A 23,630-nucleotide genomic window follows, 5' to 3' on the forward strand; every position below is an offset into this window, starting at 1 on the left:
GCGTGGCAGCGTCGGTGGCAGCGGCCTGATCTGATTCGCGTCCACATTGAGCCCAGAAACTCGTCAGTGCGAATTGGAGGTCACGGATTCAGGTAAAGGAAACTTTAGAACCGGAGCGAAGTGCTCCACCACCATAGGCAACCCGAACTGCCTCGTCAATTCTGAATTCTGCTTCAAGTATTAGCTTGAGTTCTTCAATTGCAATGTTCGCTGCAGGCTGCTCAGGAATGTTGCCAACAGACGAGAAATAGACTTCATTGGAAACTGTGTTTCCATTCGGGCTTCGTCGAGCGATGGTGTATTTTTTTTTGTTTATGGCAAAGGTGATTCCGTACCAAGACGTATTGTCGTTGATGATGTCTAGTGGAATTTTGTGAGAACTGCCAAGGAAGCAGTAATCCAAGATGTCTAGGATCGCACTCTTGCCTCGGTGGCTTCCGCCCGTCAGGACATTGACTTTCCCGCGTTTGAAATGAAGCTGCCGCTTTTCGTTGCGATGGGACCAAAGGGTAATAGTATCAATCGCAAATTTCAAAGCTCAATCCTCAGGTTTAAGTAAAGCTCTTCCACGGGGGATGCGAGCAAAGCCGCAATATTTTTGGCGGCCTTCTTTATCCGTGTGGCACGGTCGCCTATTGTGGCTGAAAATACTAAAGGCTTTGTTAGTACGAGTTCGCCATTAAACGCTATGTACTTTGCTTCTGCAAGCAACTGGATGGCGTTTAGCGTGGGAGGTAGGCCGGCCAAAAACCTAGAATTGAAATTGAGGAATAGGTCTGGCCTCGTACTCGTCAATGCTGAAACTTCGCGCGCGCGTACGTTTTGTTTTGCCAGTTGCCGCACAGTTGAATCATGCATGATGATTGGCATGACGAGAAGCGATTTGGCTACCGGTAAGGTTTGAGTTTCTTCAAGGATTGCCATAAGCCCAGCGGCACAGATGGCAAAGTTGTTGTAAGTTGACCCTTCCTTATTGGACGACTGCCCCCGTTCGTCATTGACGCGATAAAACTCAGTCATTTTGTCTCCCAATCCCTATGCCATCCAATCCCTTTAATGTCGGAGAGGTGGTAAATTTCTCCGTTGCTGTGCTGGATAGACAATACATCGTCGCACAATGGAAAAGTTGCCCCCAGCATATCCCGGAGGATGCCGCGCCCAATCTTCTCTATATCTTTGGCTTCGCAATCAATAAAATCTGCGCGAAATTTTCCATGCCACAAAGTTCTTACTTCATTGTGAAGGGCGGAAATATCTTTGCTTGTAATCTCTCCTGTCTTATCCCAATGATCCAGATGCATTGCTAGCTGGAGTTTCTTTATCGTCAAGTCTGCCGCAATCTCCATATCATCCGTACTCAAGTATTTAACTTCTATCAACCGTTTGATGAAGACTTGAGCAAAAAGATCGTCAGGCATCGAAGGCAAGAATGGTTTTACAGTCAGCTTGGTGCTTCTTGCGTCGGTGAAATGCTTCCTAAACTTAGCGTGAAAATCGTCAAACGAAAGGACGACGGCTTCGCCGCCTTTGACTTTCTCGAAGATGTGCCCCCGCAAATTTGAGTCGATTGATGCAAGGACGTCAGGAACTTTTTCCTTATCTATATGGAATTCGTGGACTGCTTGATGCACTAGCTCAATAATGTCAATTACATCTAATTCAAATCGTATGGAAAGCAGAAAGTTTTCTAAAACAGATGTCTCTAAAGATAAAACTTTTTTGATATAAGCCTTGATGCTCTCATCAGTAGTCGATTGTTCAGCCTCCTCCAATATCAATCTGGCGTCGGCGATCGCAATTGAGTGCGTTTGCAGCTTGCTAATGGCTTCAAATATTGTGTTGGAATCGCTTTGTTTCTTGTTTGCGACGAGATGAAACTCAGATTGACGTGCAAACTCGATTTGTTTTTGTGTATTTTCGCGACCCGCTGCTTTGTCTGATATGACCATCGCCCAGTTGTAGAAGGTCTTCCACATGTCCTTATCCAGCTTGGTGAGCGCCACGGGAAGGCCGTCCGCTGCAACTTGGGTGGTATGTTTCAGCTGGTAGAAAATGTTCCGGTATTGGTCCAGTTCAGTGTGAACATCGTCTTTGACCTCAAGTCCAACTGACTGACCGATCTTCAGATTAAGAACTTGAAGCAAGAAATAATAGTATTGGTAATCGAAGCCAATACTCTTGTCTGCCGCGTTGGTTTTGTCGGCGTGAGTTTTATTTGAAGCCATACTAGAAGCTGCTAGTTTTGTACGGTCACCAATGCACACGTCGATGCGCTGGTTCCGAGGTTCCATTTCGACGTCGACATTAGGGCTGTTGCTTCACCATGTCGAGGTAGCCGCGGATGGGAGCTCCGCGCTTGTCGAGGCGTGGGCGCCCACCAATCGAGCGAAGTACCGAGCGCGAGAGCAGTTTGTTGCTGGCAACGCAGGACGTCTCGGGGACCATCACGCAGTCAGGGCACGCGCCACCGCGCTCAGTGCAAAGCGAGCCCGTTCCACACTGCGACGCCTTCTTGCCGAGCATCGACGTGAGCATCGCGGTGCCGGCGTTGCGCCACAGGGCAGACAGGTTGCCGAGGTCCATCGTCGTGCCGTTGCGATAGACGACGAAGGCGAGGTCCGCGGGAAAGATGTACTCGCCCAACGAGCCCAGGTCCAAGCCTGAGTACTCGGACATGTGCTTCATCAGCAAATGTGCGTAGCTGTGCAGCAGCGTGTAGAGGTAGTAGTAGGTTGGCGGCGTCTCCGTCTCGGGCAGGCTGTCCAAGAAGGGGTTCATGGGCCGCGCGACGCTCAGCAGGCCCGCTCCAATCTTCTCGCCGGGCTTCAGGCTAAACATGTCGCGGCACTCGAGGCTGTCGAGCCACTCGAGGACGAGCTCTTCCTTCAGCCGCACGTACAGCGCTTCGTTGCCCTGCTGGACTACGTACACCGGATACCTGCTGCTGTCGTTCTGCCGCACTGGAGGGAAAAGGTTCAGCCGGACGGGCATGTCCATGCCACGCTTGTCGCGAAGCACGGGTGTGGACTCCATCCGCGAGTACCCAAAGCTGAAACGGCACAAGTCGAACTCACGGATGAGCCCCATGTCCTCCAGGCCAAGTTTGTCCAAGAGCACGCGGGTCTCGTTCTGACGCTCGTCGGTCTTGTCCTTGTCCTCCGGGGCTAGGTCCTCGTCCAAGCGCGTGAACGAGACATAGGGTTTCTTGCCGTTGGTGCGAGTCTCAACGTCTAGCCGGGTGCTCTTCAGTGCGGCGTGCTCAATCGCCAGGCGGAATGGGTCAAACTTGGATGCGAACAGCGACTGTCTCTGCCGTAGGTTCGCGAGCACATCGGCGGGCAGCTCGACCTTGGCCAGCAGAATCTGCCGCCGGCGAAGGTCGTCCAATATCCGCTCCTTCGTCCTGTGGAACAGGTCGATGGAGCTTTTCAGCGCTATGCGCGTCGCGTCATCCATCTTCGAGAACGTCTCGATAGATTGGACGGCCTGAAGGTAGTCTGCGAGGTCCCTCGCGCACTCCGGCTTGTCTGCGCAGGCCTTCTGCACGTCCTCGTCGGTGATGGGCTGAACTGCGAACCCAAACTGAGTAGCGATGAAATCCTTGAGGTCGGCCTGCCGCTCGGGCCGCAGCCTGGAAAGGAGCTGCTGGCTACCGTCCTTGAAGTCAATGAAGAGGTCCGCCTTGACGTAGTAAGCGCTGGACGCGCGGTACGGGGCGGCTTGCATCCGGACCTCAGTGAGGCGGTCGGGGCCGTTGGCAGGTCCGAGGATGCGGAGCGTATCCCGGTCGTTCTGGAGCCACTTTGGCGAAAGCGGCTTGTCGCAGGCGGCGCACTCGAAGAACCAATCACCGATGCCGGCAGCGCGTCGGTTGAGCTTGAACTGGGAGCTGCCGCAGACGCAGCTGTCGTACCGCTTAACCAGCTTTGCATCGCGGTCGCTCCAATGCCATTGGCCTGGGAACGCGCCTTCCCATCGCCCAGACCAGTGGACGAAGATGACGTCGAGTTGCTCCCAGTCGCACTGGCCCTTCTTCTTAGGATTCGGGCATCCGTCGGGCGTGAGGTTCTCAAGGTCCTTATCGAGGTCAGCGAGCCTCTCGTAGTCCTGGAACATGCCGCAGGTCCTGCATACGAACGTCAGCGGCGCGGGCGTGTACTCCATGTGCGATGGTCGGCACAGGTAGAAGCGGTCTTGCCCAGGCAGCTGAAACTGCGACTTGCTCTGGTCCAGCAGCGCTTGCTCGACGCACTGAGCTGGGAGCACCCGTGGCTTCTTGGGGTCACCGTCCCGGGCCGCGGAGGCTGCGTCGAACCACGCACGGCCGAGCTCGCTCATGCGCTCGAAGACCAGGTCCACCGTCGAGTCGGAGAGTTGGATGTACTCGCCCGCCGTCGAGCGAGCGATGCATGCCCCCAGGCCCCCCTCGAATGTGAAGAAGCTCTCGGGCGCATAGGCGGTCGCGAGCTGGTTGCGCGACCGATTCATCGTCTTGGCTTTTGCCATGTTCCCCTCCTCAGGTGCGCGACTCGGTGGCGCCGTCGGTCGAGTCGACATCCGCCCCGGAACCGCGGCGGATGAATTTCATCGCGCGCGCCGTCATGCCGTCGCTGACCGGCCTGTAGCCGGCATCGGCTCTGGATTCGTGAATGAGCCCAGGCAGGTCCACGTCGCGTAGAGAGGTCATGGGCCGCAGAAGGCTGTTGCGCATCGCGAAGAACTTGCCCAAGGGGGTGCTGTTGACGTATTTCTCGATGCCGAGGTCCTGGTGGTAGAGGTTCAACTGGGTCTTGACCAGCGAGCGGTAGTAGTTCTTCCCTTCTGGCGATGGCGAGAAGGAAAGCCCAAGCGCTCGTTCCATGAAGGCCTCGGCGGCCTTGAGGTTCGCAGGCACATCGAGGAAATCTCGCACCGTGTCCGCGCCTGCGTAGGTAGGGCTGAAGCGCTTCCGGGCTTCGTCGGCACCGCACAGTTGCTCGATGGCGCTCATGCCGCAGACGTACTCTTGAAAGAAGCTCGGCATCACCCGCACCAGCGCCTTCTCAGCCCAGCGGTCCACGGCCGCAGGAAGAATCATCCGCTCGAGGAAGCGGTGGAAGATGTCGTGAATCTCCAGGACGAACCTGTCGCGATAGCGCTGCGGCACGGGCACCAGCAGAGAGAAGCCAACGTGCGTCCGGCCAACGCGCGATGACGCCTGGATGTACTCGGCGATGTCCGATGGGATGCCCGCGAAGAACATCGCGTTGAACTCTTCCACGTCCACGCCATGGGAAATGGCTGACGTCGCAATGACGGACCTCAAGGTGTCGTTGAGGTCGGGGAACGGTTGGTTGACTCCAACGCGCTTCTCGGCGCGCCGCACGATGTCCTGGATGTCCGCAGCGGAGACCGCTCCGGAGATGAGCTCGGAGTTCAGCGCTTTCTCGTCGTACCCATCGGCCTTGTGCAGCTTGTCGAACTGCACCTTCTCGGTGTCGATGACTTGGTCGCCACCCTTCTTGTTGGTGACGTAAGTCAGCGCGATGCGGTGAAGGTCCACCAGTGTTAGAAGGGTCGCGAAGTCTGCGGTGCTCAAAAGCCGGACGAACTGCGCATGCAGGGCCCCAGGTGAGACCCACCGCACCAGCTCATCGCGTGCCGCCGCCTGCAGGACGGGGTCCTCGCTGCGCAGGCGGACATACAGCCCGGTGAGCATCAGGTGGTAGTGACCAAGGACTGACGCCATTGCCACCGTGTGACGGTGTCCGTTGGTCAACACCGATGCGTAGACGCGCGCCCAGTGGCTTCGGGTCTCGATGTCGCTTTGAGCAATGGCGGAGCGCTCGACGTCTGCCGAGCCAGCGTCAGGTTGTAGCGGCGTCGCGTAGAAGGAGTCGTAGAGCGTGTGGCCCGGGTACGGGAACTGGACCGTTTTGTCGCGCTGATAAAGGTTGCGCATCTGCCGCTCGGGCTCGCTCACCGTCGCCGAGGCCGCGATGACCTTGATGCGTCGACGCGATGTCGAGTTGGGTTCGAACGCCAGCTGGCTCTTCAGCAGCGGCGAGAGTTGGTCAAGCGCCGCCTCCAGCGCGGACTCGAACAGGCCCGAAAACGTTCCTAGCGACTCGTCCAGCAGGTGCGCCTCGTCCTGGATGAGTAGCGCTGGGAACGGGTCGAAGAAGCGCTTCTCGCCTTTGTCGAACGACGGGAAGAGGCCGCGGCTATTCGCCCCTGGGTGGCCATCCCAGTCCTTCGACTTCATCGGCACGTACAGGCGCTCACTGCCGGTCTTCACCAGCGGTGCGAAGCCAAACATGCCGAAGAATTTCCGGATGGTGCTTTGGGCCTGGCCGATTGCCGCAAGCTTGTCGACCGTCCCGAGGAGGACCGACGGCGCGAGGTCGTAGATGTCCTCGTCGACGATGTAGAAGGGCAGGGGAGTCGGCTGGGCGAAGCGAGCGTTCCACGAGCACTTCGCCGCGGGTGCCGTGCAGAAGTGGCCCATCGCGTTGCCGCCGACGCCGGAATGACGACGTAGGGCGAGGAGGCTCCCGTCCTTGTTGCCGCAGAACGGGCACGACGAGAGCTTCAGCCAGCGTTCCCTGGCGCCCTTGTACGGTTGGACCTCCTTCTGCGAAGCCTCGTCCTTGGGCGGCACATCTTTCTCGGAAGGCACCTCGTTATAGGCCTCATCCGAATGCCAGTTGGGGGTGTTGCTGCCCCCGACCCAGAAGCCGAGCGAGAAAGGGTCGCCAGGATGCTTACGGTCGTGGCGAACCGCCTCCGCTGCGCCCATCGTCGCGAAGGTCCGGCGGGCCTGTTGGAGCGTCAGCAGTCGCAACGGATACCGCATCAGCGCGGACACGCCCCGGTCCTTTCCTCTGAGCCGGTCCAAGAAGAGCACGTAGGCCAGCAGGCCCAAGAAGGCCTCCGACTTGCCGCCGCCCGTCGAGAAGTAGAGCAACGTCACGGCGTTGGCATGCTTCGCGACCTCGGGCGTGTAGAAGTCGTGGAACTCCGGAAGGCGCGTGGCAAAGGCTGGAATAGACGCCAAGATGAATGCGAGCTGGAACAGTCGCCACTGGTCGTATCCCTTCGCCTCGGCCACCTTTGCCATGGCGTCGTTCATCGACAGCCAGGCTTCGAACGGGATGCCTAGGCGGGACTTTTGAACGCCTTTGCCGCTCCAGTGGGCGCGAGACTTCTCGAGAATTTCTAGACCACAGCGAATGGCGCTCAACTCACCGCGCCAGGCCAGGAGGTCGGTGTGGAGCTTTGACCTTTCATCGTCAAGTTGCTCCGCGGCCCTCGGCCCGTCAATGCCCTGGTCTACGGGGTGCTTCTCGACCTTCGTCAGCCAGGCCTCATACGCAGCGAGCAGAGGTTTCAGCCCGGTCAGGCAGTCCGGGTGGGCGAGCTTTGCGATGGTTCGCTCCACGGGCACGTCCGTGGGAATGATGCGAGGCAGCACGTACCGCGGTGCCCACGTTGTCGAGAGGCGATGCGTAGCCCCGTCGGCGGTGAACGTGACGCCGCTGTTGAAGCCAAGGGCCGGGTACTTGAGGTACTGGTTGTACCGGTAGGAGGGCTTGACGCGGTCCAGACGCAGGAACTGGTGCTCCGCGGCCGGCATGGTCACGGTCACTGCGACCTGGAAGAGGGACGGCTCCAGCTCCTTGAAGTTGGTCTTGCTGAGTGGTTCGGTCCAGTTCTCAAGGGCCACATGCACCGTCATTCGCGACGGGTCAACTGGGTCCGGAGATGCCTCAACGACCCAGCGCAGCTCGATGCGCGGGACCAGCACAGCGAGGCTCGAAGCCCTGACCCTTTCGAGATACCGCGGCCAGTTCCGTACATCTGACGGACGGACTGGACTGCGGCGGTACCCCCATTGCTTCCCCCCGGACTCGGGGTCTGAGCTCGAAGCCCAGGCGGCAAGCTGCTCGACGATTGAAGCGTTCAGCGCGGCGGTTGCACCTGCCGCATCTGCCTCGGCGGTTGCGGGCGTGAACTCGAAAACCGGAAGGGCGAGGTTGAGTCGAAGCCACTTTGGTGGTGGCGGGATGTCCTCGGCCAGACCGTCCGGCATGCCATCGCCGACTACTTCCTGAGCAGGAGGGGCCTCGCTTTGTTCGCCGTCGCCGTCGCCGTCGCTGTCGCCTTTGGGGTCGCCTTTGGGGTCGCCCTCGGTCTCGCCTTCAGCGGCCTCGGCCTCCTGGTCGGCCGGCGCACGATCGAGCTGGTTGTCGAACGAGAGGCCGAGCGACTCGTATGCCTTGCGACGGGCGTCCTGGCTCTTTGCAGCCCAGTCTGGATGGGCCTTGCCACCAGGAAGCTCGGCGGCCAGCATGGTCAGCGCTTCTTTGACCCTCGCGCGAATGTCCGCCCTGGCCTGGCGCGTCAGGGGGAACTTGGCTTCGAGGCGCCCACCCGCTTTCACCTCGTCCTCGAGCGGCAGGATGCGGACGTACACTGCACCTGTCACGGACACGCCCAGCTTGGCATCGGTCGCAGTGGCGCGGACCTGAAAGTCCATGCCGTGTGCACTGATGCGGATGGGGTCCGCCTCTTCATCGCCGATGCGCTCTTCCAACGGCATCGGCACGATGAACTCGGACATCAGCGCAGCGCTTGGCTTGCTGCCGTAGATGACTTTGTAGAAGTCGCCCCTGCCTGCGAGACGCGCCGACAGCCCGTTGAGAAGGCTGTCCACCACGGCCTCCTTGTAGGCCGGATGGATGTCGTCGCGCGGGTTCTTACTGAGGATGGGCACTGAGCTCTCCCTTCTTCTTTGCAGCAACGCGAACGGCGGGTGGGGTCACGTGCTCGACGCGATAGACGCAGCGGAGTGCTTCCTGCTGCAAATGCCGGATGACGTCCACAGGCACCTTGCGGTACGTTGCTGCGCTCTCCGGCTGGAACAGAATTTCGGCGTACCTGGCCACGAGCTCGCGTCCCAGGTCTTGGTTTAGTCGGCGTGCTTGGCGCACGAAGCCCCAGTGCTGGTCTGCAGCTTCGTCGCTGATGTCGAGAGCCCTGCAGAAGACCTTGAAGAACTTCGAATCCTTCGATGCATGCGGCCTCGTATCGTCCTTGGCCTGCAGCGCCAGCCAGTAGTACACGCGACCCGGTCGGCATTCGGCGGCCTTGGCGTCCAGCGCCACCATCCTTGCGTGAATTTCGCGAGCCAGGACCGAGCGCTTCGTCGCCTTGAACATCAACGCACACCGTCGTTGCACATCGTCGTGGTACAGCTTGAGGAGCATGCGCACGGGGTCGACAACCGAGCTTGCACCTTTCGCGTTCAGTTGCAGGGACGCCTCGAGCTTGGCGCGCAACTCATCGCTCATGTCGAAGATGAAGTCGCCGGGCTCAATAGCGCTCGCTGCGGCGCGGCGGAAGGGAGGTTCTTCGTCAGGCACGTGTCGATAGACCCAGCCGGCCGCATAGGTCCGCCCGCCCCCTTCAAGGTCGAGCTTGAAATACGCCTGCTCACCGCCCTGGCCGCTGGGTCCGTTCCGGTCGAACCTGAACGTCAACGACATGTCCCTCAGCTTGTTGATGACCAGCGGATTCGGCACCTCCTGCAGCCGCCGGTCGAGCTCCTGAGCCAGCAAGCCGATGCGGCCGCGGTAGGCCTTGAAAGCGTCTACGTCTTTCAGGCTCGTCAACGTCGTGAGCGTCGACTCAGCCTGTCGATAGGCGACGAGAACCGCCGTGCCATGTGGAACCTCAGGGTGCGTCACAAGAAGTCGAAGCACGTCGGCGTTGATGCCGACGAACGCGAAGTGCCTGCCTTTTTGCCCACCGTGAAGCGTCTTGCCAACGGCAGACAGCGTGTGCCACTCGATGCGGCCTTCCGCCGCGGCCCAGTCTGCTCCGAGCTTCCGCTGCAGGAAGCGGTGGGCAAGACGAACGTACCTGTTGCTTGGCATGACCAGGGCAATGCCCTGCTTCCCAGTGACGGCATGCTTCCGGACCTCGGAGAGCACTCGCGACGCCATAGGCGTTGCGTCCTTCCAGTCGTCGATGAGGCTCTCAGCGCGTTTCAGCGCCTGGTCAATCTCTGCGCGCGACTCATTCAGCGCGCCGGACGCGAGCGCATCGAGTAGCTTCAACTTCACGGGCGCCCATGCGTTCTGCTGGCTGCTGAACTCGTCGCCGCCCTCAGCCGACGGCGTGGTGAGGTCGGTGTAGCCGGCAGGCATGTTCGAAAGACGCAGCACGTACAGGCACGCTTCAAGCAGTGCCTGGAAGGCCGGGCTTTCTTCAGGGCCTGCCTTGGCTGTCAGACGCTGGAACTTCAAGGCGACTTGGGAGGCATCCCGGTCGACGATGCTGATGTTGAAGTTCGAGTTCGTCCGTTGGGCGGGTTCCCATCCAGCCGGCGCCGCTTGCGCTGAGAGCAGGGCCTCCTCTGGCTCTGCCTCGGCCGCGCAGACTTTCGTGGTGAACGTGACCTTCGCGTCGCACAGCTGAGAACGCATGATGAAGAACGTCTTGGGGTCATCAGTCACGATGACCGCTCCCGTTTCCGGAAGTCCGTTCTCGCGGGCGAAGGCGAGGAAGTCAGGGATGCGTTTGACCGCTGAATAGTTCGTGCGAGCCGCAGCGTCGGTCGCATCAAGCAGCATGACCTCGGGCCGTGCCGCGGTCCTCACTGCTTGAGCGCTCAGAGCCCTGCGCCAGTCGTCCTTCTTTGCCGTGTGGTGGAGCACCATCAGCGCGCCGGGGGCCTTCTCGGGAATGGACCACTCTGTGCCGACGCGCTGGCGCAAATCGCGCCGCAGGGCCAGGCGCTCAACCTTCCGGAGCGTCCGCTCCAACGGGTTCTCCACCGTCGTGCCCCAAGCCCGCTTCACCGGGTCGAAGACGAACGTTGGTACCAACTCGGCAAGCGACGGGTGCTCGGCGTCGGGGTTGTGCTGCGTCAAGTCGTTCAGGGCCCAGAGCGCGCCCAGGAACGCTGGCGAGGCGGTGCTTGATTCGGCCTCGTAGCGGCCGTCGCTCTGCTGGACCCAGAGCTTTCGGTAGAAGGCACTCAGCCCTTCCCGGACAGCTAGGACGCTATGCAGAGGGCCGCGGCAGGCGTGCGTTCCCGGATACAGCAGCGTGCGCACACCGCGAAGGTCCTTGGAGAAGATGCGTTCAGCGTTTGCCAGTGCGTGGAGCAAGGGCAGGGCGGTCAACTTGGCGGGCCAAGTCAGGCAGAGCGTCACCCCTCCCTTGTCGGCGGCGTCGAGGAGCGTGTTCACGAGCTCTTTCGCCCAGGGCTGCGTTGCTACGGTCCGCTTCTCTGCTCGGGACTGGTACTTCAATGGGCACGCACCGCTGCGTACCTGTGCCCAGGGTCGTTGTGGCCGAGTCGGGGCGGGAGGCGCAGCCTTCGGAACAGCAGGGGGCTTGAGCTTGACGACTCCCGGCTTGCCGCCGACTGGCTTGGCGGCGTAGCCGCGCGCGCGCTCAGCGGCCTTCTCTTTCGCCTTTGCTTGGTCGGCCTGGCGGTCAGCCAGTGACTTGAATGGGGGCATGCCGAGTCCCTGCTACGGTTCGTTCGCTGCTTGGTTCTGTTGGGGAAGGCCGTAGGCGTGGCGTACGGCTTCGTCCATTGACCAGCCTTGCGGTATTGGCTTCTCAAGCACCTCGGGGCTCGGGAGGGCTAGTTGGTTCAGCTCAAACGCAGACACGTTGGTCGCGCCAGAAATGCACCGGAAGAAGCGGTCGACGGAGTGCACGCTCAGAAGGCGCGCGAGCATGTCTGGCGGGATGGCAGGGTCATCGGTCGTTGGCTCGAGGATGACCACGTGGTTTTCGCCGATGAAGCCACCGTATTTCTCGAACACGCCGGGGGACACCGCGGCAGCGACAAGGCGCCGAGGTTGGTCATTCGACGTCACGCGTTGCAAGACGACGCACGGCTTCGTGATGACCGAGGTGTGCTTCTTGTCCCCCAGGTCGACGAAGCGATGCTCGCCGGTGGTCGCGGAGGTGTCTTCAAGCCGCACGGTCCCGCCGGGAACGATGTCCCGGGACCACATCAGCGGCATCGCTGTCCGCGCCTTGGCCTTCTTCGCGTCTTGCAGCGAGTCGTACTTGGGGCGCGTGTCCCGATTCCAGACATACGCGCCAATCCGCACGCGGTATCCGTAGTCCGCGAGCCGGGCGGGCGATTGCGAGGCAGCTTGGAGCAACGCGACGTCGCCGACGGCGCGAGGTATCGGCCAGACAGCACCAGAGTTCGGCAGGCTGCACGCACCCACGCTGGTGTACTGCCCGGTGCCCGAGACCACCGAGACGTTGGCTTGAACCTCTTGGCGCTCCGCCTCATCGCAGCGGCGCAGCACCGTCAGTGCGGTCTCCTGCTCGACGTCGATGAAGACACCAAGGCGGTCGCTGACCATCCCAACGTGCTCAACGTCTGCGTTGTGGATGAGGAACTTGCGTAGGCGTCCGAAGTACCGACCTGAGAGGAAGCTGGTCGGTGTGACGAGCGCTGCTCGCCCACCCACGCGGAGGAGCCGTACGCACAGCGCGATGAAGAGGCCGTACAGGTTCGGTTGAGCCTCAATGACGTCGGCGTAGGCGCTTCGAAGTGGCTCAAGCTCGTCGACCGTCATCTTTCGATACGGCGGGTTGCACACGACTACGTCGAACGCGCCGAGGCCCACTTCAAGGCTCGTCAACGAGTCCGCCGGCGCCACCTTGAATGACGGTACGTACTTCGTCGCCTTGATGTCGTCGTGCAGCGCCATGCAGAGGAAGTGCTTCGACAACTCGCACAGTGTCCCGTCGAGGTCACACCCGTAGAGATGCTTCTCGATGTGCTTCAGGACCTGCAGTGGCCTCAGACCACATGCGGCCAGTTGGGCGCGCATCCGGATGGCAATGGGGGCAAGGAACGCGGCGCCCCCACAGGCGGGGTCCATGAAGACTTGCGTGCCGAAGTCGACGCCTTGTCCGGCAAGGTCGTCTAGCAGTCCATCCGTGAGGGAGGCTGGCGTGAAGTACATCGCCAGCTTCTTCCGGTAGCTCTCATCCGCCAGCATGGCGTACGCCGAGCTGAGCCAGTAGGCGCCATCAAGGAAACTCAGTTGCGGCAGGAGCGCCGCAAAGGCCTGTACTGCGGGTTCGTCCGCGAGCGATTCCGAGTAAGGAAGGTTCGCGCCAGGTAGCGCAGTGAAGGCTTCCTCGCACCAGAGCTGGAGCAGCGTCCCAACGAGCGTCGATGCATCGGCGTGGCTTTTTTGAGCCACTGCGCCCAGGGCTCGGATGCGTCGCGTGATTGAGGTCTTGGACGGGGCCGCCATCAGGTCAACTCCCGTCTCCTTTTGGGGACGTAATGTCCCTTCGTCGACCAATTTATGGTCATGCTGTTCCTCCCTGCCTGGTCTTCGCTAGGCGATTTTTTAGAAGAGCGATAGTAGTGGCGCCACGAGCTTATGAAACCATCGGTATCCCTGGTCTTTGGCTCGTCGTATTGGGAGCGAGAGCGCCGGCGCGGTCGGCGGGCAAGGCCGGCCACAGCGATATCTGGTTCTTCCTGCCCAGGCTGGGAATGCCAAAGCTCACCTTGATTTTTCGAGGCGTCTCCACGGCATGAATGAACATCAGCGCTCCCTCGCGGCGTGCACGTGGCCGCCGATTGCTGTCTACAGACTTTTTTTTACGCTAACCCAACCGTCGCATCACGTGTAGCAGGGCAACCGCTGGGCGATGGGCGCTGCGCGTGTTCGTCGCTCGTGTAGCCGCTGCTGCTAGGTGAGCAGCTTTACCTAGCGCTCGATGCCGTGCAACTGGCCGATTAGGTCAATGGCCGCCGCCGCGATGGTGCTCTTGTTGGCCAGGTGCAGCTCGACCAACTTGCGCCGCGCATGTACTTCGCTGGAACTCAAGTAGCCAGTCGCGCAACATGCGCATGAGGCGCGTGACGGCGTTGTATACGTCGCACCAGCCTGGTTCTGGACGCGCTGCTGATGGCGCTATGGCGCCGCCTAGCGGCGCCACGGCACCGCCGGCGACACTTCGGCGGTCGAGTTCGAAGGACGCCATTCCCAACGGCTCGCGGGTGTCTAGAAAACCCGGGGCGATTCACCAAGGCTGAGCAGCGCCTCATCGAAGGCCAGGTGAAAGCGGCGCCAACTTGCGCGTCTTGTCAGTGCTCATGCCGAAGGCTTCCACAGGGAGGGGCAACGCATCTCGTGGCGGATTGGGTCGACCTGCGCGAGCAGGGCGCGGGTCCACGAGTCTGCCGCCGGGGCGGCCGCGTCGCGCACCAGGTCGAGCGAGGGCCCGCTCCGGCGCAGCCGGCGATAGACATGCTGGCGCGCCAGGATGCCGGGCTGAGGCGGTAGTCAGCCGGGCATATCACTCGCCTAGCGAGGCGGGAGGCTCCCGCAGGATCAGGGTGAGGGCGCGTTGCGGCTCATCTTCATCGGCAATCACGGCAACGCGAAGCCGCTGGCGCCAGGCTCTTTCCGCGAATTCCATGATGTTCCGTTCGCGGCTTTGAAAGCGTCGCTCGCCGTCCTCGACGCTCAGGAGGAAGCCCTCGAAGTCACCGAAGCGATCGAAGACGAGGCCGACGATCTTGCCCTCGAATTCGTCGAAGCCTTCGTGGCAGCGATGTGCATGATGATGATCGTCATGGTCATGGTCATGGTCATGGTCATGGTCATGGTCATGGTCATGGTCATGGTCCCGGCCGTGGCCGCCGCCCTTCGGCGGCGCGCCAAGCAGCGAAGGGGGGATGTTGGCGGCGTTGCCTCCCGATCCATCGACCCTGCCGGACACATATTCGACGTAGCGCTGCATGACCGGCCGCCACCGGGACTGCAGCGGCATGGCGGCGAGGCGGGCCTTGAGGATCGCCAGGGTGTTCTCTTCGGGGCCGAGAAGCGCCGATTCGGTGGTGACCGGAATCTTGATTTGGAAGGCGCCGGTGACGTAGCGCCACTGCAGCGCGGGCTGCGGTGATGTACCGGTCGCCGGTGCAGCGGGCGGACTGCCGGTCGCCGGGCCCTTGCGGATGATGACAGGCGGGGGAGCGGTCTGAGTCGCCAGCCGCCGCACGAGAACGTTGAACTCCTGGCCCTTCTTGACCCCGAGCGGCAGATCGACGGTGAAGAGGCCGGCGAAATTCTTGCCGGCAGCCGACGGGATCGGGATGTAAGTCACGCCCTTGGTGACCGGACAGGACACGGTGTTGGCGTCCGTCGCCACAAGGGGATGTGCGCCGTAGAGCCGTTTCGCGAGGGCAAGAACATCGCTCGCCGCGACGTCTGGCCAGTAGATATGTGCCACGCTGCCGGCGGGCGTATCGCCCCAGTCGATCATCAGCTCGTCCGGCAGGCCGGTCAGCTGGCCGCCCGGGTCGCCGTACGCTGGGCTGGGCCGTGAATCGAAGGCTTGGGGGATGCGGTGCGTCGGCTTGGGGCCGGGATTGCCGGACAGCGTGATCTGCATGTTTCGCTGGGCCAGCTTGTCGGTATTGCCTGGGTTGGTCGCCACGCCCGATTGAAAGAACAGCGGCGCGTTGTCGTAGGCAATTTGCGCCACGAGGCAGTGGTGGGTCCCCGAGTAGTGCGCCTGGTTGGACGCGTCGTACACGTCGAGGAAGCAGCCGTAGTAAGCCCAGATGGAGTCCCGGCCAGGTTGGACAGGAATCTCCAGGGTCCGGATGTTCGCGTTGGCGACCGTGCCGTCGTAGTCGTGGGTTCCAGCCTTGTCCGTCGCGAAGAACGGCTGGGTCTGGATCGCCTGGCCGCTCGGATCATGCGGCAGGCTGGCCGACGAGGGCAGCGGCGCGGTCGGAAGCGCAGGGTAGGCCGGTGTGCTCAGATAGGTCGTGTTCGGATCGAAGTCGGTGTCGCAGGACGGTGCGACCCAAAGTCGGAAGAACACACGAACCTTGTCAGCCTTGCCGGGATCCCCCTGGGTATCGCTGCTCATGCGGACCCGGGCGATGGCGAAGTTGTAGTTCTGCTTGTGGGACGGGTCGAGCGGCGTCACCGAGGAGTCGCCCGTCTCGAATCCGCTCTGCCCTTCCAGCTGGTTGAGCGGGTCGGGCGACGTGGCCGGAACCGGCACCGTGTAGGAGTCGGTTCCGTTCAGGTACCCGATCACTTGCTGGATGTAGTCGTACGGGGTCTGGCTGTTCTGGAAGACCGGAGCGCTCGCGTCGCCCGGAAGTGCGGACGCGCCCTTTGTGACGGTGAAGACGCGCAGGTCTTGGCTCAACCAGGCCACGGCGCTGTTGTCGGTGGTGTCGATGTTCGAGAAATACGGGTCAGCCCCCGGGACGAGTTCGAAATTGACGGTGTCCTGGGAATTGGGCGCAGGCACGGTGACCCCGGCGGTCTGGAAGGTCGCTGTCAGGGCGTATTCCGTGGCGCTACCCGGGAACGGCGTCGCCAGCGGGCTGGCGAAAGTGACGTCGTAGGAAAACCGGATCCGCTGGATCGTCGAGGAGTCGTTCGGGTCCTCATAGACCGGGATGGGCGTGGACGGTGCGGGATCGCCCGGCTTCTTGGGCGTGGGACTGATAGTGACACCGGCCAGACTGGCGAAAGGCCCGGTCGGCGTCGGCACGGAGACCTGGAACGACTTGAAGGTATCAATGCTGTAGCCATCGAGCGCCAGCCAGAAGGCGCTCGTGAAAACGCCCTTGCTGGTCTTGATCGCCTCCTTCACCTCATCGAGTCCGAAGGTGTTCTTGTTGATCAAGAACGAGAGCGTGCCCTGCGGCAGGATGCAGGCGTTGTCGGCCGCGCTCCAGTAGCACTGCACGTTGACCTTCAGCCCGTTGATCTGGACGATGGCGAACTCGTTGTTGCAGGTGTCGCCGATCTCGTCGTTGGATACCCCGCCTGATCCGTCGACATGCCAGGCGTCGAGGAACGGGTCGGTGCAGGTCTCCGCCAGTTCGTGGGAGAAGGTGTTGACCACCCCGGTCGAGCCCGAGTCGGTGAGGGTGCCTTCGTCGTTGATCCAGCAGTAGGTCGAGGTGACGCCTTTGTAGGTGAAGTCCTGGTGCTGGCCGAAGTCCGGCAGGGCGTTGTTGAGCCCTGGCGGCGTGACCACGGCATAGAAACGGTTGTGGCCATTCGCCGGCGCCGGAACGCCGGGGTTGTTGTCGAGGAACTTCGTCAACATGTCGACGACGTCACTGTCGGCATAGTTGTTCTTCGGGTCGCTGGCATCGTTGATCCACTTGCCCAGCATCGTGCCCGGACCCGAGCCGTACTGGCGAAGGCCGGTCAGGTAGGGGCCCGTGACGATGCCCGTGAACGCCTGGTAGTAGGTGTCGCTGGTGATCTTCGGCGCGGGGGCGGTATTGCTCCAATACTTGCCCCAGAAGATCACCGCGACCTCGACGTCAGGAAACGTCTTCCCACCGTCGTAATGGGTCTTGGTGACGGTGTAGTCGGGGCTCTGATGCGAGTCGGCCCCGGATGTTCCAGCACCGGACTTGGGCGGATCAATCGTCAGGCGGCGATTGTTGGCTCTGGCGCGCGTCTTCATGGCCGTGTCCTCCTTGCGGAACGGCGCCAATCTAAGACTTCCCCCAGCGCGACGGTGGTGAATTTTGCGCCCTCTCCCTAGAAGTGGGACTGCGCGGACAAGCCCGGTGTTCGGCGGCGACACCGGCGCTTGCCTGCCCTGGGCTGGGCGCTCGACGACCGAATGGTTCGTCGGCCCTATCGATGAAGCGCGGTCGCCGCGAAGAGGCCGAAGGGGCCGAAGGGGCCGAAGGGGCGCGGCGCGATGCTTCTGCGCAGGTGCGATGGTCCGTCGAACGCCTGTGCTCGGCGCCGCGTCGATCAGAGGTCAACGAGGTGTCGGAGCAGTCCGAAGGCGACTCGCCACTTCTGGCCGTCGCTGTTCAGCGTCGCGGTGTGCTGATTCACGCGCACGATCAGGCCGACACGGTGCTGCAGCTTCGTGTCGGTGAAGGTCACGCGGTCGCCGACGCGGAAGTCGGCACGATCGGCGATTTCCGGTGGCGGACTTGGTTTCTCGGACTTGACCTCCGCTGGAGCAGGGCCGCTCCCGGTCGACGTCGTGCCAGGTTCGGCGACGATCGCCGCGTAGTGCACCTTGAAGGGCTTGCTGTAGGCCGGATCATGGATGGCCACGTGGTCCCCGTGCATGCCGACGACTCGTCCCGAGTGCAGCTTGCCGTCTGCCCACCCCAGGTACTGGACCTGCTGGCCGGTGTGCAGCTGTGCACGTGCTTGGACGATGCGTCTTGGGTCGGCCAGCAGTTGGTCGATGACCCAACTGAGCTGGTACAACTCGGCGCTGGTTGCCATGGGCAGCTCTTCGATCAGTTTGATGCGCATGGAAGCATTCTGCCGATACCCGCCGGCCTTGCGCCCGAGCCGCCGGCGCCATGTCCTTCGCGCTGGTCTCGTCCGCCCGCCGCGCCGCAGCCACCCACGGCAGCAACTCGTCGATGCGGTTGCGCGGGTGAAGGTCAGCGCTGGGTCGCTATGCAAAGCTTTGCATAGCGACCCGGTGCAGACTTCCATTTGGCCTGTATCGCCCCCGCAAAAGCGGCCGCCCAACGTTCGACATAAGGGGCGACTTGCGCCTTGGTGCAAACAATCCCATTGACTGATTTGTTAGCTGTCATCGGTGGCAGTCTCTTCAAACTGCTTTGCTTCAAGTCGCTTTCGTCGCTCATCGAGAAGCTCACCATCGAACATCCAGTACTCAGAACCACTCGCTGAAGGGGTCTTGTAGCCGAGTGAATGAAGCACCTTGAGCGCCGCTGCAGAAGGGCTGAGTGTTTCACCCTTGAAGATGATCTTGCCACCCGCCGCAACCGTTGCAGTGATGTTCTCATCACGGGAGAACGTCAGCGTGTCTCCTACCTTGATGCCGATGGCATCAAGCTTGATTTTCGGTCGGCGCGCTTTGATTTTTTCTAGTGCTTCCTGCTCTTCCTTGTCAACTGTTGAGTCCCCTGGAGTTATCTCCGTGAAGTCGCCGATGCTGATTGCGAGAATTACGCGCTCCGGCTCTACCTTGAAGAACTCCCTCCTGGGATTTACTCGGTTTTCGGAGAAGAGCTGGTGAAGCACCTTCTCCAACTTGGCGCAGTCTTTCACCTCGGCGGCAAAGTAGCATTCGAAGGGGAGTGGCACACCAGTGGCAGCACTCAAGTTTGCGACCCGTGTACTCACGTCATCGCTTGTCCGTCCGATCTTGACCAAGCCTGGCATCGCTTCGTTCGTTAGGACATAGACAATTTCAGCCATTGAAGCGCGCCTTTCGACTGCTATTGATTGCGTTCATCCGCCAAGTTATTCGTTGGCTGCAACTGCGGGTTCGAAACCCTCATGCCCTGAAGACGCAAAGAGTGCCGACCTAAGCACGCCAAGCATCACCCGGCCACAGATGTGCTTGGCGATGTACGCATTGTCGTAGTCACACACCGGGTCTTTGCCGCTCAGATCCTCAACGATGCGGCCGTCGGCTGAGAGATAGCAGCGCCAGATTTCAACTTGCTTATCCTCGAACGGCACTCGAAAGACATACTCGGCCGCGAAGCGACCGTCTGACGCCCGGACAAACCGGCATGCGGCGCTCGCCATGTACCCGAAACTCTGAATGGTGATCTGTGAGTCGTTGACTTGAAGTTGCGTGTTGAACTCCTGCGGCGTCGCATTGCTGGCGCAGTGCGCAAGGAAACGCTGATTGAGATCAGCGGCAGCGCCAAGCCTATTCGTTGCGTTTGCGATTTCTACGATCTGCTGGTGATTCATGCTCTCCCTCCCTTCGGATGATTCACGGGATTAGGCGTCTAACTATGGCGACCGTACTTGGCTGTCAGGGTGCGTCTGTGGCGGATGTTGCCATCGAATTCCTGACGCAGCAATCGTGCTGACAGAACGCCTGAATGGTGACTACTCCCTTGGGCTCACGCTAACGGCCATTTGCGGCTGCTCGCGAGCGACCGCTTTGAGGACGCCAAGCGCGACGCAGCCGATCATTTCAGCTCTGACGATTCCGGCCTCTAGGAGTCGCCGTAGATGAGGTCTAAGCCGCACAGGCGTTTCTGCCGGATTTGATCCGTTCCAGCGCAACCACCGCCCGGCGTACATGAACTACCCAGGCTTCGGCATCTTCCGTAGATCGAGGGCGCGAAAGCTCGCTTCTTCCTGGAAATGCGTGAACTGTTCCATCAGCGGCATGACAACCTCAGCAACATAGCCAGGCCCTTCCTTCATGAAATGAGGCATGAGCCGCTGCATAAGCGTGCCGCCATGCGCGAGCACAGCGTCATCGCCTAGGTGGCGGAGGTAGGGCCGAGCGCGGTACTCCCTTCGCCAGACCTCGCCTCTGGGCGACTCAGTGGGTAGCGATGATGTGATGCACCTGGTACCGCTGAAGCGCATCGCCTTTGGATCCGGGCTGCCGCCGTCGACAACAACGCCATTGTTCAGCGCCGCCCACCTTCCCGCAACGTCTGCATGAAAGGCCGTAAACCAGGGGAACCGTGCCGCCCGTTCGCCCCGTATCAGCATACTGGGCATTGCCGGTACGCCCCCAACGATGCCGAGAGCATGGCTTTCAAACAGCAGCCAGACGAAATCGAGCATTTCCGCATCAGAGTTGCCGGTCCGTTCTCTGCGCATGAGCTGTACCACGCGGTGGCCGACAACGACAGGATCGAGAATCTCGACGGACTCGTTGAGGATGACGAGCATGCCGATAGCGTTGGGTATGCCCAGGACGTGCCGGGTATGGGTGACCTGCTCTTCCGCGGAACGCACAGCCTCTTCGACGGACCGGCCAATGGAATTGACGATGCGTCGGTAGATGTCCTCTCCGTCGGGCAAGTGTGAGAGCACCTTGCGCACGTCCGCAGTCCTGAAGAACAGCGGGAATTCGTCCCGCTCGCGGTGCTTGTCTACTGCAGCCTCGACCTTGTGCGATGTATCGACGGCTAGCGTTTTCAGCTCCAGCACAACCTCACGCTTCGCCAGCAGAAAATCGGCTTTGCGCCGGCGTTCCGGGTCCTCGGGCAGCACCATGCTGTCGATGGCCTCTGCACCTGGTAGCGATGCAAGGAATTGCGTGAACCGCTCTTCGAGGGATGCCGTCATAGCCAACCAACTACGCCGGCTGCGGGTTGAAGAAGATCGACTCAGTAGCCAGCGCGAGATCCTCGGCGCTTTCCCCGTGGCCTGCAACCTTGAATACCTTGCCAGTACGATCGTAGAGGTGATACGGCTCCAGCTCGCGGTCCGTAAGAAGAATGGCCCGCCGCCGATACTTTCCGTTGAGCGACTTGGCCAGCTCAATCTCCTGCGGGGTGAAGGGGCACAACTTCGCCAGCAAGATGAACGTGTCAAAGCGATCCTGCGGAAAGGCGTCCGCGACGGCCTTCAGGTTTTGGATGTCCTTCTCGTCGATTGTGCCGCCGTCCCCGTCTTTCGCTGACTTCTGCCCCCGGTCTTTGCATTCGGCCAAGATGACTACCGTCCTTTCCGGGTAGGGCTGAGTAACGATCCACGCGAAGTCCACCTCGCACGCTGGGAGCGCCACGCCATTCTTTGGGGTCAGGTCCAGCGAAGGCGAATAGACGTGATTGCGAAACGTCGAGCCCAGATTGGCGTCCAGCTGTTGGAGAGTCAGCGTCACGGGTACAGCACCCTGTGCGTTGCGCTCCGCCCCCAGAACGCCGGAGCGTCGGTAGTGCCACTCCGCATTCACGAGCTGTCTGGTGGCATCGAACTCACGCCCGCACATTTCGCAGGTTAGCTTCTGCCGCAGCGCGTCGAGTGAAGTCCAGCTTGCCATCTGGCAATGCGAGCAAGTCAGTTCAGCGCCGATGCGAAAGAGGCCCTTCTCAACGAGGTAGCTGAAAACACTCGCAGCGTTGAGCTTTTCTCCGCGGGGACGCGGCTCAAGGTAGAGGTTCTCGTGGTCCTTGAAGGAGGCCTCCTGGTTATCTGGGTCCTTTCCCCCGATCAGTTGAATGGCTGACTTCTTCGTAAACGCTGCCGTCGGGCCATGCGTCCTCAGCAGCCGCCGCACACCTGGAATCTTGAACACGATTGCGCCGGACACGCCGCCGAGCTGAGTAATCAATTGCCGGGCTATCAGACCACCAGAACTCACCTTCGACGCAAAACCTGCGAGGTCAAAGACTCGCTTGAAAAGATCAGCCACAGGCAGCGCATACAGTGACGCATCCGTGTCCGCTGCATCAATCACGAGGCCAACGCGCTCGGATTCGATCCGAAGCTTGTTGTATTGAAAGTGCATCGTGCGCGCGTAGAACTCGTTCAGCTCGGGGATGTAGGGCGGATCAAGCGTGTAGTCCTCGTTTCTGTAGAGACCCCCTATGAACGACAGCGAGGCTACTAGGTGCTGCGAGTGGAACCATGTGTCTGCCGCAAACGGTTTGTCATTCAGCCCGAATGAGAGTCTCGGCTTGCCTGATTCGGTGACCAGAACTCCGAGCGACGCCACCTCACTGAAATGCATCATCGGAGGGCGAACATTGAGGCCGTTCCACGAAAGCTCGCCGACACCGCAAATGGTGTGGGGCCCATCGCCGAAGCTGGCCTTCAGCGCCTCCGTGTCCTCCGCATTTGGCTGGTTTTCCCTCCGCGACCAGATTGCGACATGCTCGGGGAACTTGTCTTTGCGATAGGAAAGCATCTCTTCTACCGACTGTCGCCAAGCCGGGATGAAAGCCGCGTATCTCCCAACATGATTGGCATCGACAAACCACAAGGCCACGTCACAGGCCCTCAGGTTCCAGAACGCAACGAGGTCGTCCAGATTCGATGCGTCGCCGAAATAGAAGCCAGGGTAGTCCCAACCCGGACGAAAGCTGTAGTGCCTCTCAAGTCCGTGCCGCGCGAAGTAGGAGACGCTGGGATGGTCCAGGATATCCGCTGGCAGTTCCTCGTTCGGCCCAATAGAAAATTCGCTCGCGTCGGCAGCGTTCTTCAGCATTTGACCGTAGTCGATTGAAATGTCATCGACCGCCGGATATGCCCCGAGCTGCATCAAGAATAGGTCAGCGAGTGGATCCTCTGGCTTCCACGTGTAGAGGCGGATGCCACGCTCCTTGAGTTCCTTCCACTCCGGCCGTTCTCGCAGATGGACGAGGGCGTTTTGAATGTCGAGAACCTGAGCATGGGCATCCTCGCCCTTCCCAACGAAGATGCTGTCATGGTAGAAGGGCTTGATCAGGTGGGGAAACTTCGCGGCGAACGCGTTGACTTCATCCGAATCACCGATTGGGAAGATCATGTCAGCCCGAAAGACTTCGACTAGGCGCTTCGCCTCCGATTCGCGATCGACGACGACAATCGGATTGAATCGACCGCCCCACAACGCGTGGGACTGTCGCACAGCCTTTCGGAAGCCCTCCTTGTCGCCGGCCTTGATGGCCCAGCAGATGCGTAGCGGTCTGTAAGCAATGTTGACTCGAACCGTTTCCATGCAGGCAGCATTCCTGTTTGGTTTTGCAGTGACGCACGACGCGACCGTGTGTTCATTGTTCCTGAAACATCACCTCACCGTGGCTTAAGGCTGTGCTGAACAAGTAGACGATTTCGACGCGGCTTCGTGTCGACGTTTTACTTGCTCGAACTGACGTCGTATTGCCCCGCCCATGCCGA

Annotated in this window: 13 protein-coding genes; all 13 read right to left on the bottom strand. The window is 60.8% G+C overall.

Annotation, left to right across the window (positions count from 1 at the left end; translation table 11 throughout):
- Nucleotides 1-88: 88 nt before the first annotated feature.
- Nucleotides 89-535: a hypothetical protein gene (locus EV671_RS24595; protein WP_132576558.1), complete on the bottom strand. Its 447-nt coding sequence runs from the start codon at nucleotides 533-535 to the stop codon at nucleotides 89-91.
- Entirely contained in the window at nucleotides 532-1,020 is a 489-nt protein-coding gene (locus EV671_RS24600; protein WP_132576559.1) for a three component ABC system middle component, read from the bottom strand. Before EV671_RS24600 ends, EV671_RS24595 begins: the two co-directional genes overlap by 4 nt.
- Nucleotides 1,017-2,291 (bottom strand): hypothetical protein, encoded by a 1,275-nt coding sequence (locus EV671_RS24605; protein WP_132576560.1) that lies wholly within the window; start codon nucleotides 2,289-2,291, stop codon nucleotides 1,017-1,019. Before EV671_RS24605 ends, EV671_RS24600 begins: the two co-directional genes overlap by 4 nt.
- A gap of 13 nt (nucleotides 2,292-2,304) precedes the next feature.
- The gene (locus tag EV671_RS24610) at nucleotides 2,305-4,506 is read right to left on the bottom strand and encodes a hypothetical protein (RefSeq protein ID WP_132576561.1); all 2,202 of its coding nucleotides are present in this window, start codon (nucleotides 4,504-4,506) and stop codon (nucleotides 2,305-2,307) included.
- Nucleotides 4,507-4,516: 10 nt separating this feature from the next.
- A complete protein-coding gene (locus EV671_RS24615; RefSeq protein ID WP_132576562.1) occupies nucleotides 4,517-8,755 on the bottom strand; it encodes a DEAD/DEAH box helicase in 4,239 nt (1,412 codons plus the stop codon).
- Nucleotides 8,739-11,513: a hypothetical protein gene (locus EV671_RS24620; protein ID WP_207911247.1), complete on the bottom strand. Its 2,775-nt coding sequence runs from the start codon at nucleotides 11,511-11,513 to the stop codon at nucleotides 8,739-8,741. Before EV671_RS24620 ends, EV671_RS24615 begins: the two co-directional genes overlap by 17 nt.
- Before the next feature lie 12 nt (nucleotides 11,514-11,525).
- Nucleotides 11,526-13,289 (bottom strand): HsdM family class I SAM-dependent methyltransferase, encoded by a 1,764-nt coding sequence (locus tag EV671_RS24625; RefSeq protein ID WP_132576563.1) that lies wholly within the window; start codon nucleotides 13,287-13,289, stop codon nucleotides 11,526-11,528.
- A 1,057-nt stretch (nucleotides 13,290-14,346) separates the two neighbouring features.
- Complete coding sequence (locus EV671_RS26895) at nucleotides 14,347-17,502, bottom strand: hypothetical protein (protein WP_165917711.1); 3,156 nt, start codon at nucleotides 17,500-17,502, stop codon at nucleotides 14,347-14,349.
- A gap of 299 nt (nucleotides 17,503-17,801) precedes the next feature.
- A complete protein-coding gene (locus EV671_RS24635; protein ID WP_132576564.1) occupies nucleotides 17,802-18,323 on the bottom strand; it encodes a KOW domain-containing RNA-binding protein in 522 nt (173 codons plus the stop codon).
- Nucleotides 18,324-18,605: 282 nt separating this feature from the next.
- Entirely contained in the window at nucleotides 18,606-19,244 is a 639-nt protein-coding gene (locus EV671_RS24640) for a GIY-YIG nuclease family protein (RefSeq protein ID WP_132576565.1), read from the bottom strand.
- 45 nt (nucleotides 19,245-19,289) lie between these two features.
- Nucleotides 19,290-19,751 carry a hypothetical protein gene (locus tag EV671_RS24645; RefSeq protein ID WP_132576566.1) on the bottom strand — a complete coding sequence of 154 codons (462 nt, stop codon included), beginning with the start codon at nucleotides 19,749-19,751 and terminating at the stop codon, nucleotides 19,290-19,292.
- Between the two features lie 342 nt (nucleotides 19,752-20,093).
- A complete protein-coding gene (locus EV671_RS24650; protein ID WP_132576567.1) occupies nucleotides 20,094-21,095 on the bottom strand; it encodes a hypothetical protein in 1,002 nt (333 codons plus the stop codon).
- 10 nt (nucleotides 21,096-21,105) lie between these two features.
- Nucleotides 21,106-23,451 (bottom strand): hypothetical protein, encoded by a 2,346-nt coding sequence (locus EV671_RS24655; protein WP_132576568.1) that lies wholly within the window; start codon nucleotides 23,449-23,451, stop codon nucleotides 21,106-21,108.
- Nucleotides 23,452-23,630: the final 179 nt, after the last annotated feature.

It is taken from the genome of Roseateles saccharophilus (assembly GCF_004342485.1).
GTDB classification, from domain to species: domain Bacteria; phylum Pseudomonadota; class Gammaproteobacteria; order Burkholderiales; family Burkholderiaceae_C; genus Pelomonas; species Pelomonas saccharophila.

Bases quoted from the DNA above. Each gene is read 5' to 3' on its own strand.
- EV671_RS24600 (WP_132576559.1), bottom strand. From the start codon at position 1,020: ATGACTGAGTTTTATCGCGTCAATGACGAACGGGGGCAGTCGTCCAAT.
- EV671_RS24605 (WP_132576560.1), bottom strand. From the start codon at position 2,291: ATGGAACCTCGGAACCAGCGCATCGACGTGTGCATTGGTGACCGTACA.
- EV671_RS24610 (WP_132576561.1), bottom strand. From the start codon at position 4,506: ATGGCAAAAGCCAAGACGATGAATCGGTCGCGCAACCAGCTCGCGACC.
- EV671_RS24620 (WP_207911247.1), bottom strand. From the start codon at position 11,513: ATGCCCCCATTCAAGTCACTGGCTGACCGCCAGGCCGACCAAGCAAAG.
- EV671_RS24625 (WP_132576563.1), bottom strand. From the start codon at position 13,289: ATGGCGGCCCCGTCCAAGACCTCAATCACGCGACGCATCCGAGCCCTG.
- EV671_RS26895 (WP_165917711.1), bottom strand. From the start codon at position 17,502: ATGAAGACGCGCGCCAGAGCCAACAATCGCCGCCTGACGATTGATCCG.
- EV671_RS24635 (WP_132576564.1), bottom strand. From the start codon at position 18,323: ATGCGCATCAAACTGATCGAAGAGCTGCCCATGGCAACCAGCGCCGAG.
- EV671_RS24640 (WP_132576565.1), bottom strand. From the start codon at position 19,244: ATGGCTGAAATTGTCTATGTCCTAACGAACGAAGCGATGCCAGGCTTG.
- EV671_RS24645 (WP_132576566.1), bottom strand. From the start codon at position 19,751: ATGAATCACCAGCAGATCGTAGAAATCGCAAACGCAACGAATAGGCTT.
- EV671_RS24650 (WP_132576567.1), bottom strand. From the start codon at position 21,095: ATGACGGCATCCCTCGAAGAGCGGTTCACGCAATTCCTTGCATCGCTA.
- EV671_RS24655 (WP_132576568.1), bottom strand. From the start codon at position 23,451: ATGGAAACGGTTCGAGTCAACATTGCTTACAGACCGCTACGCATCTGC.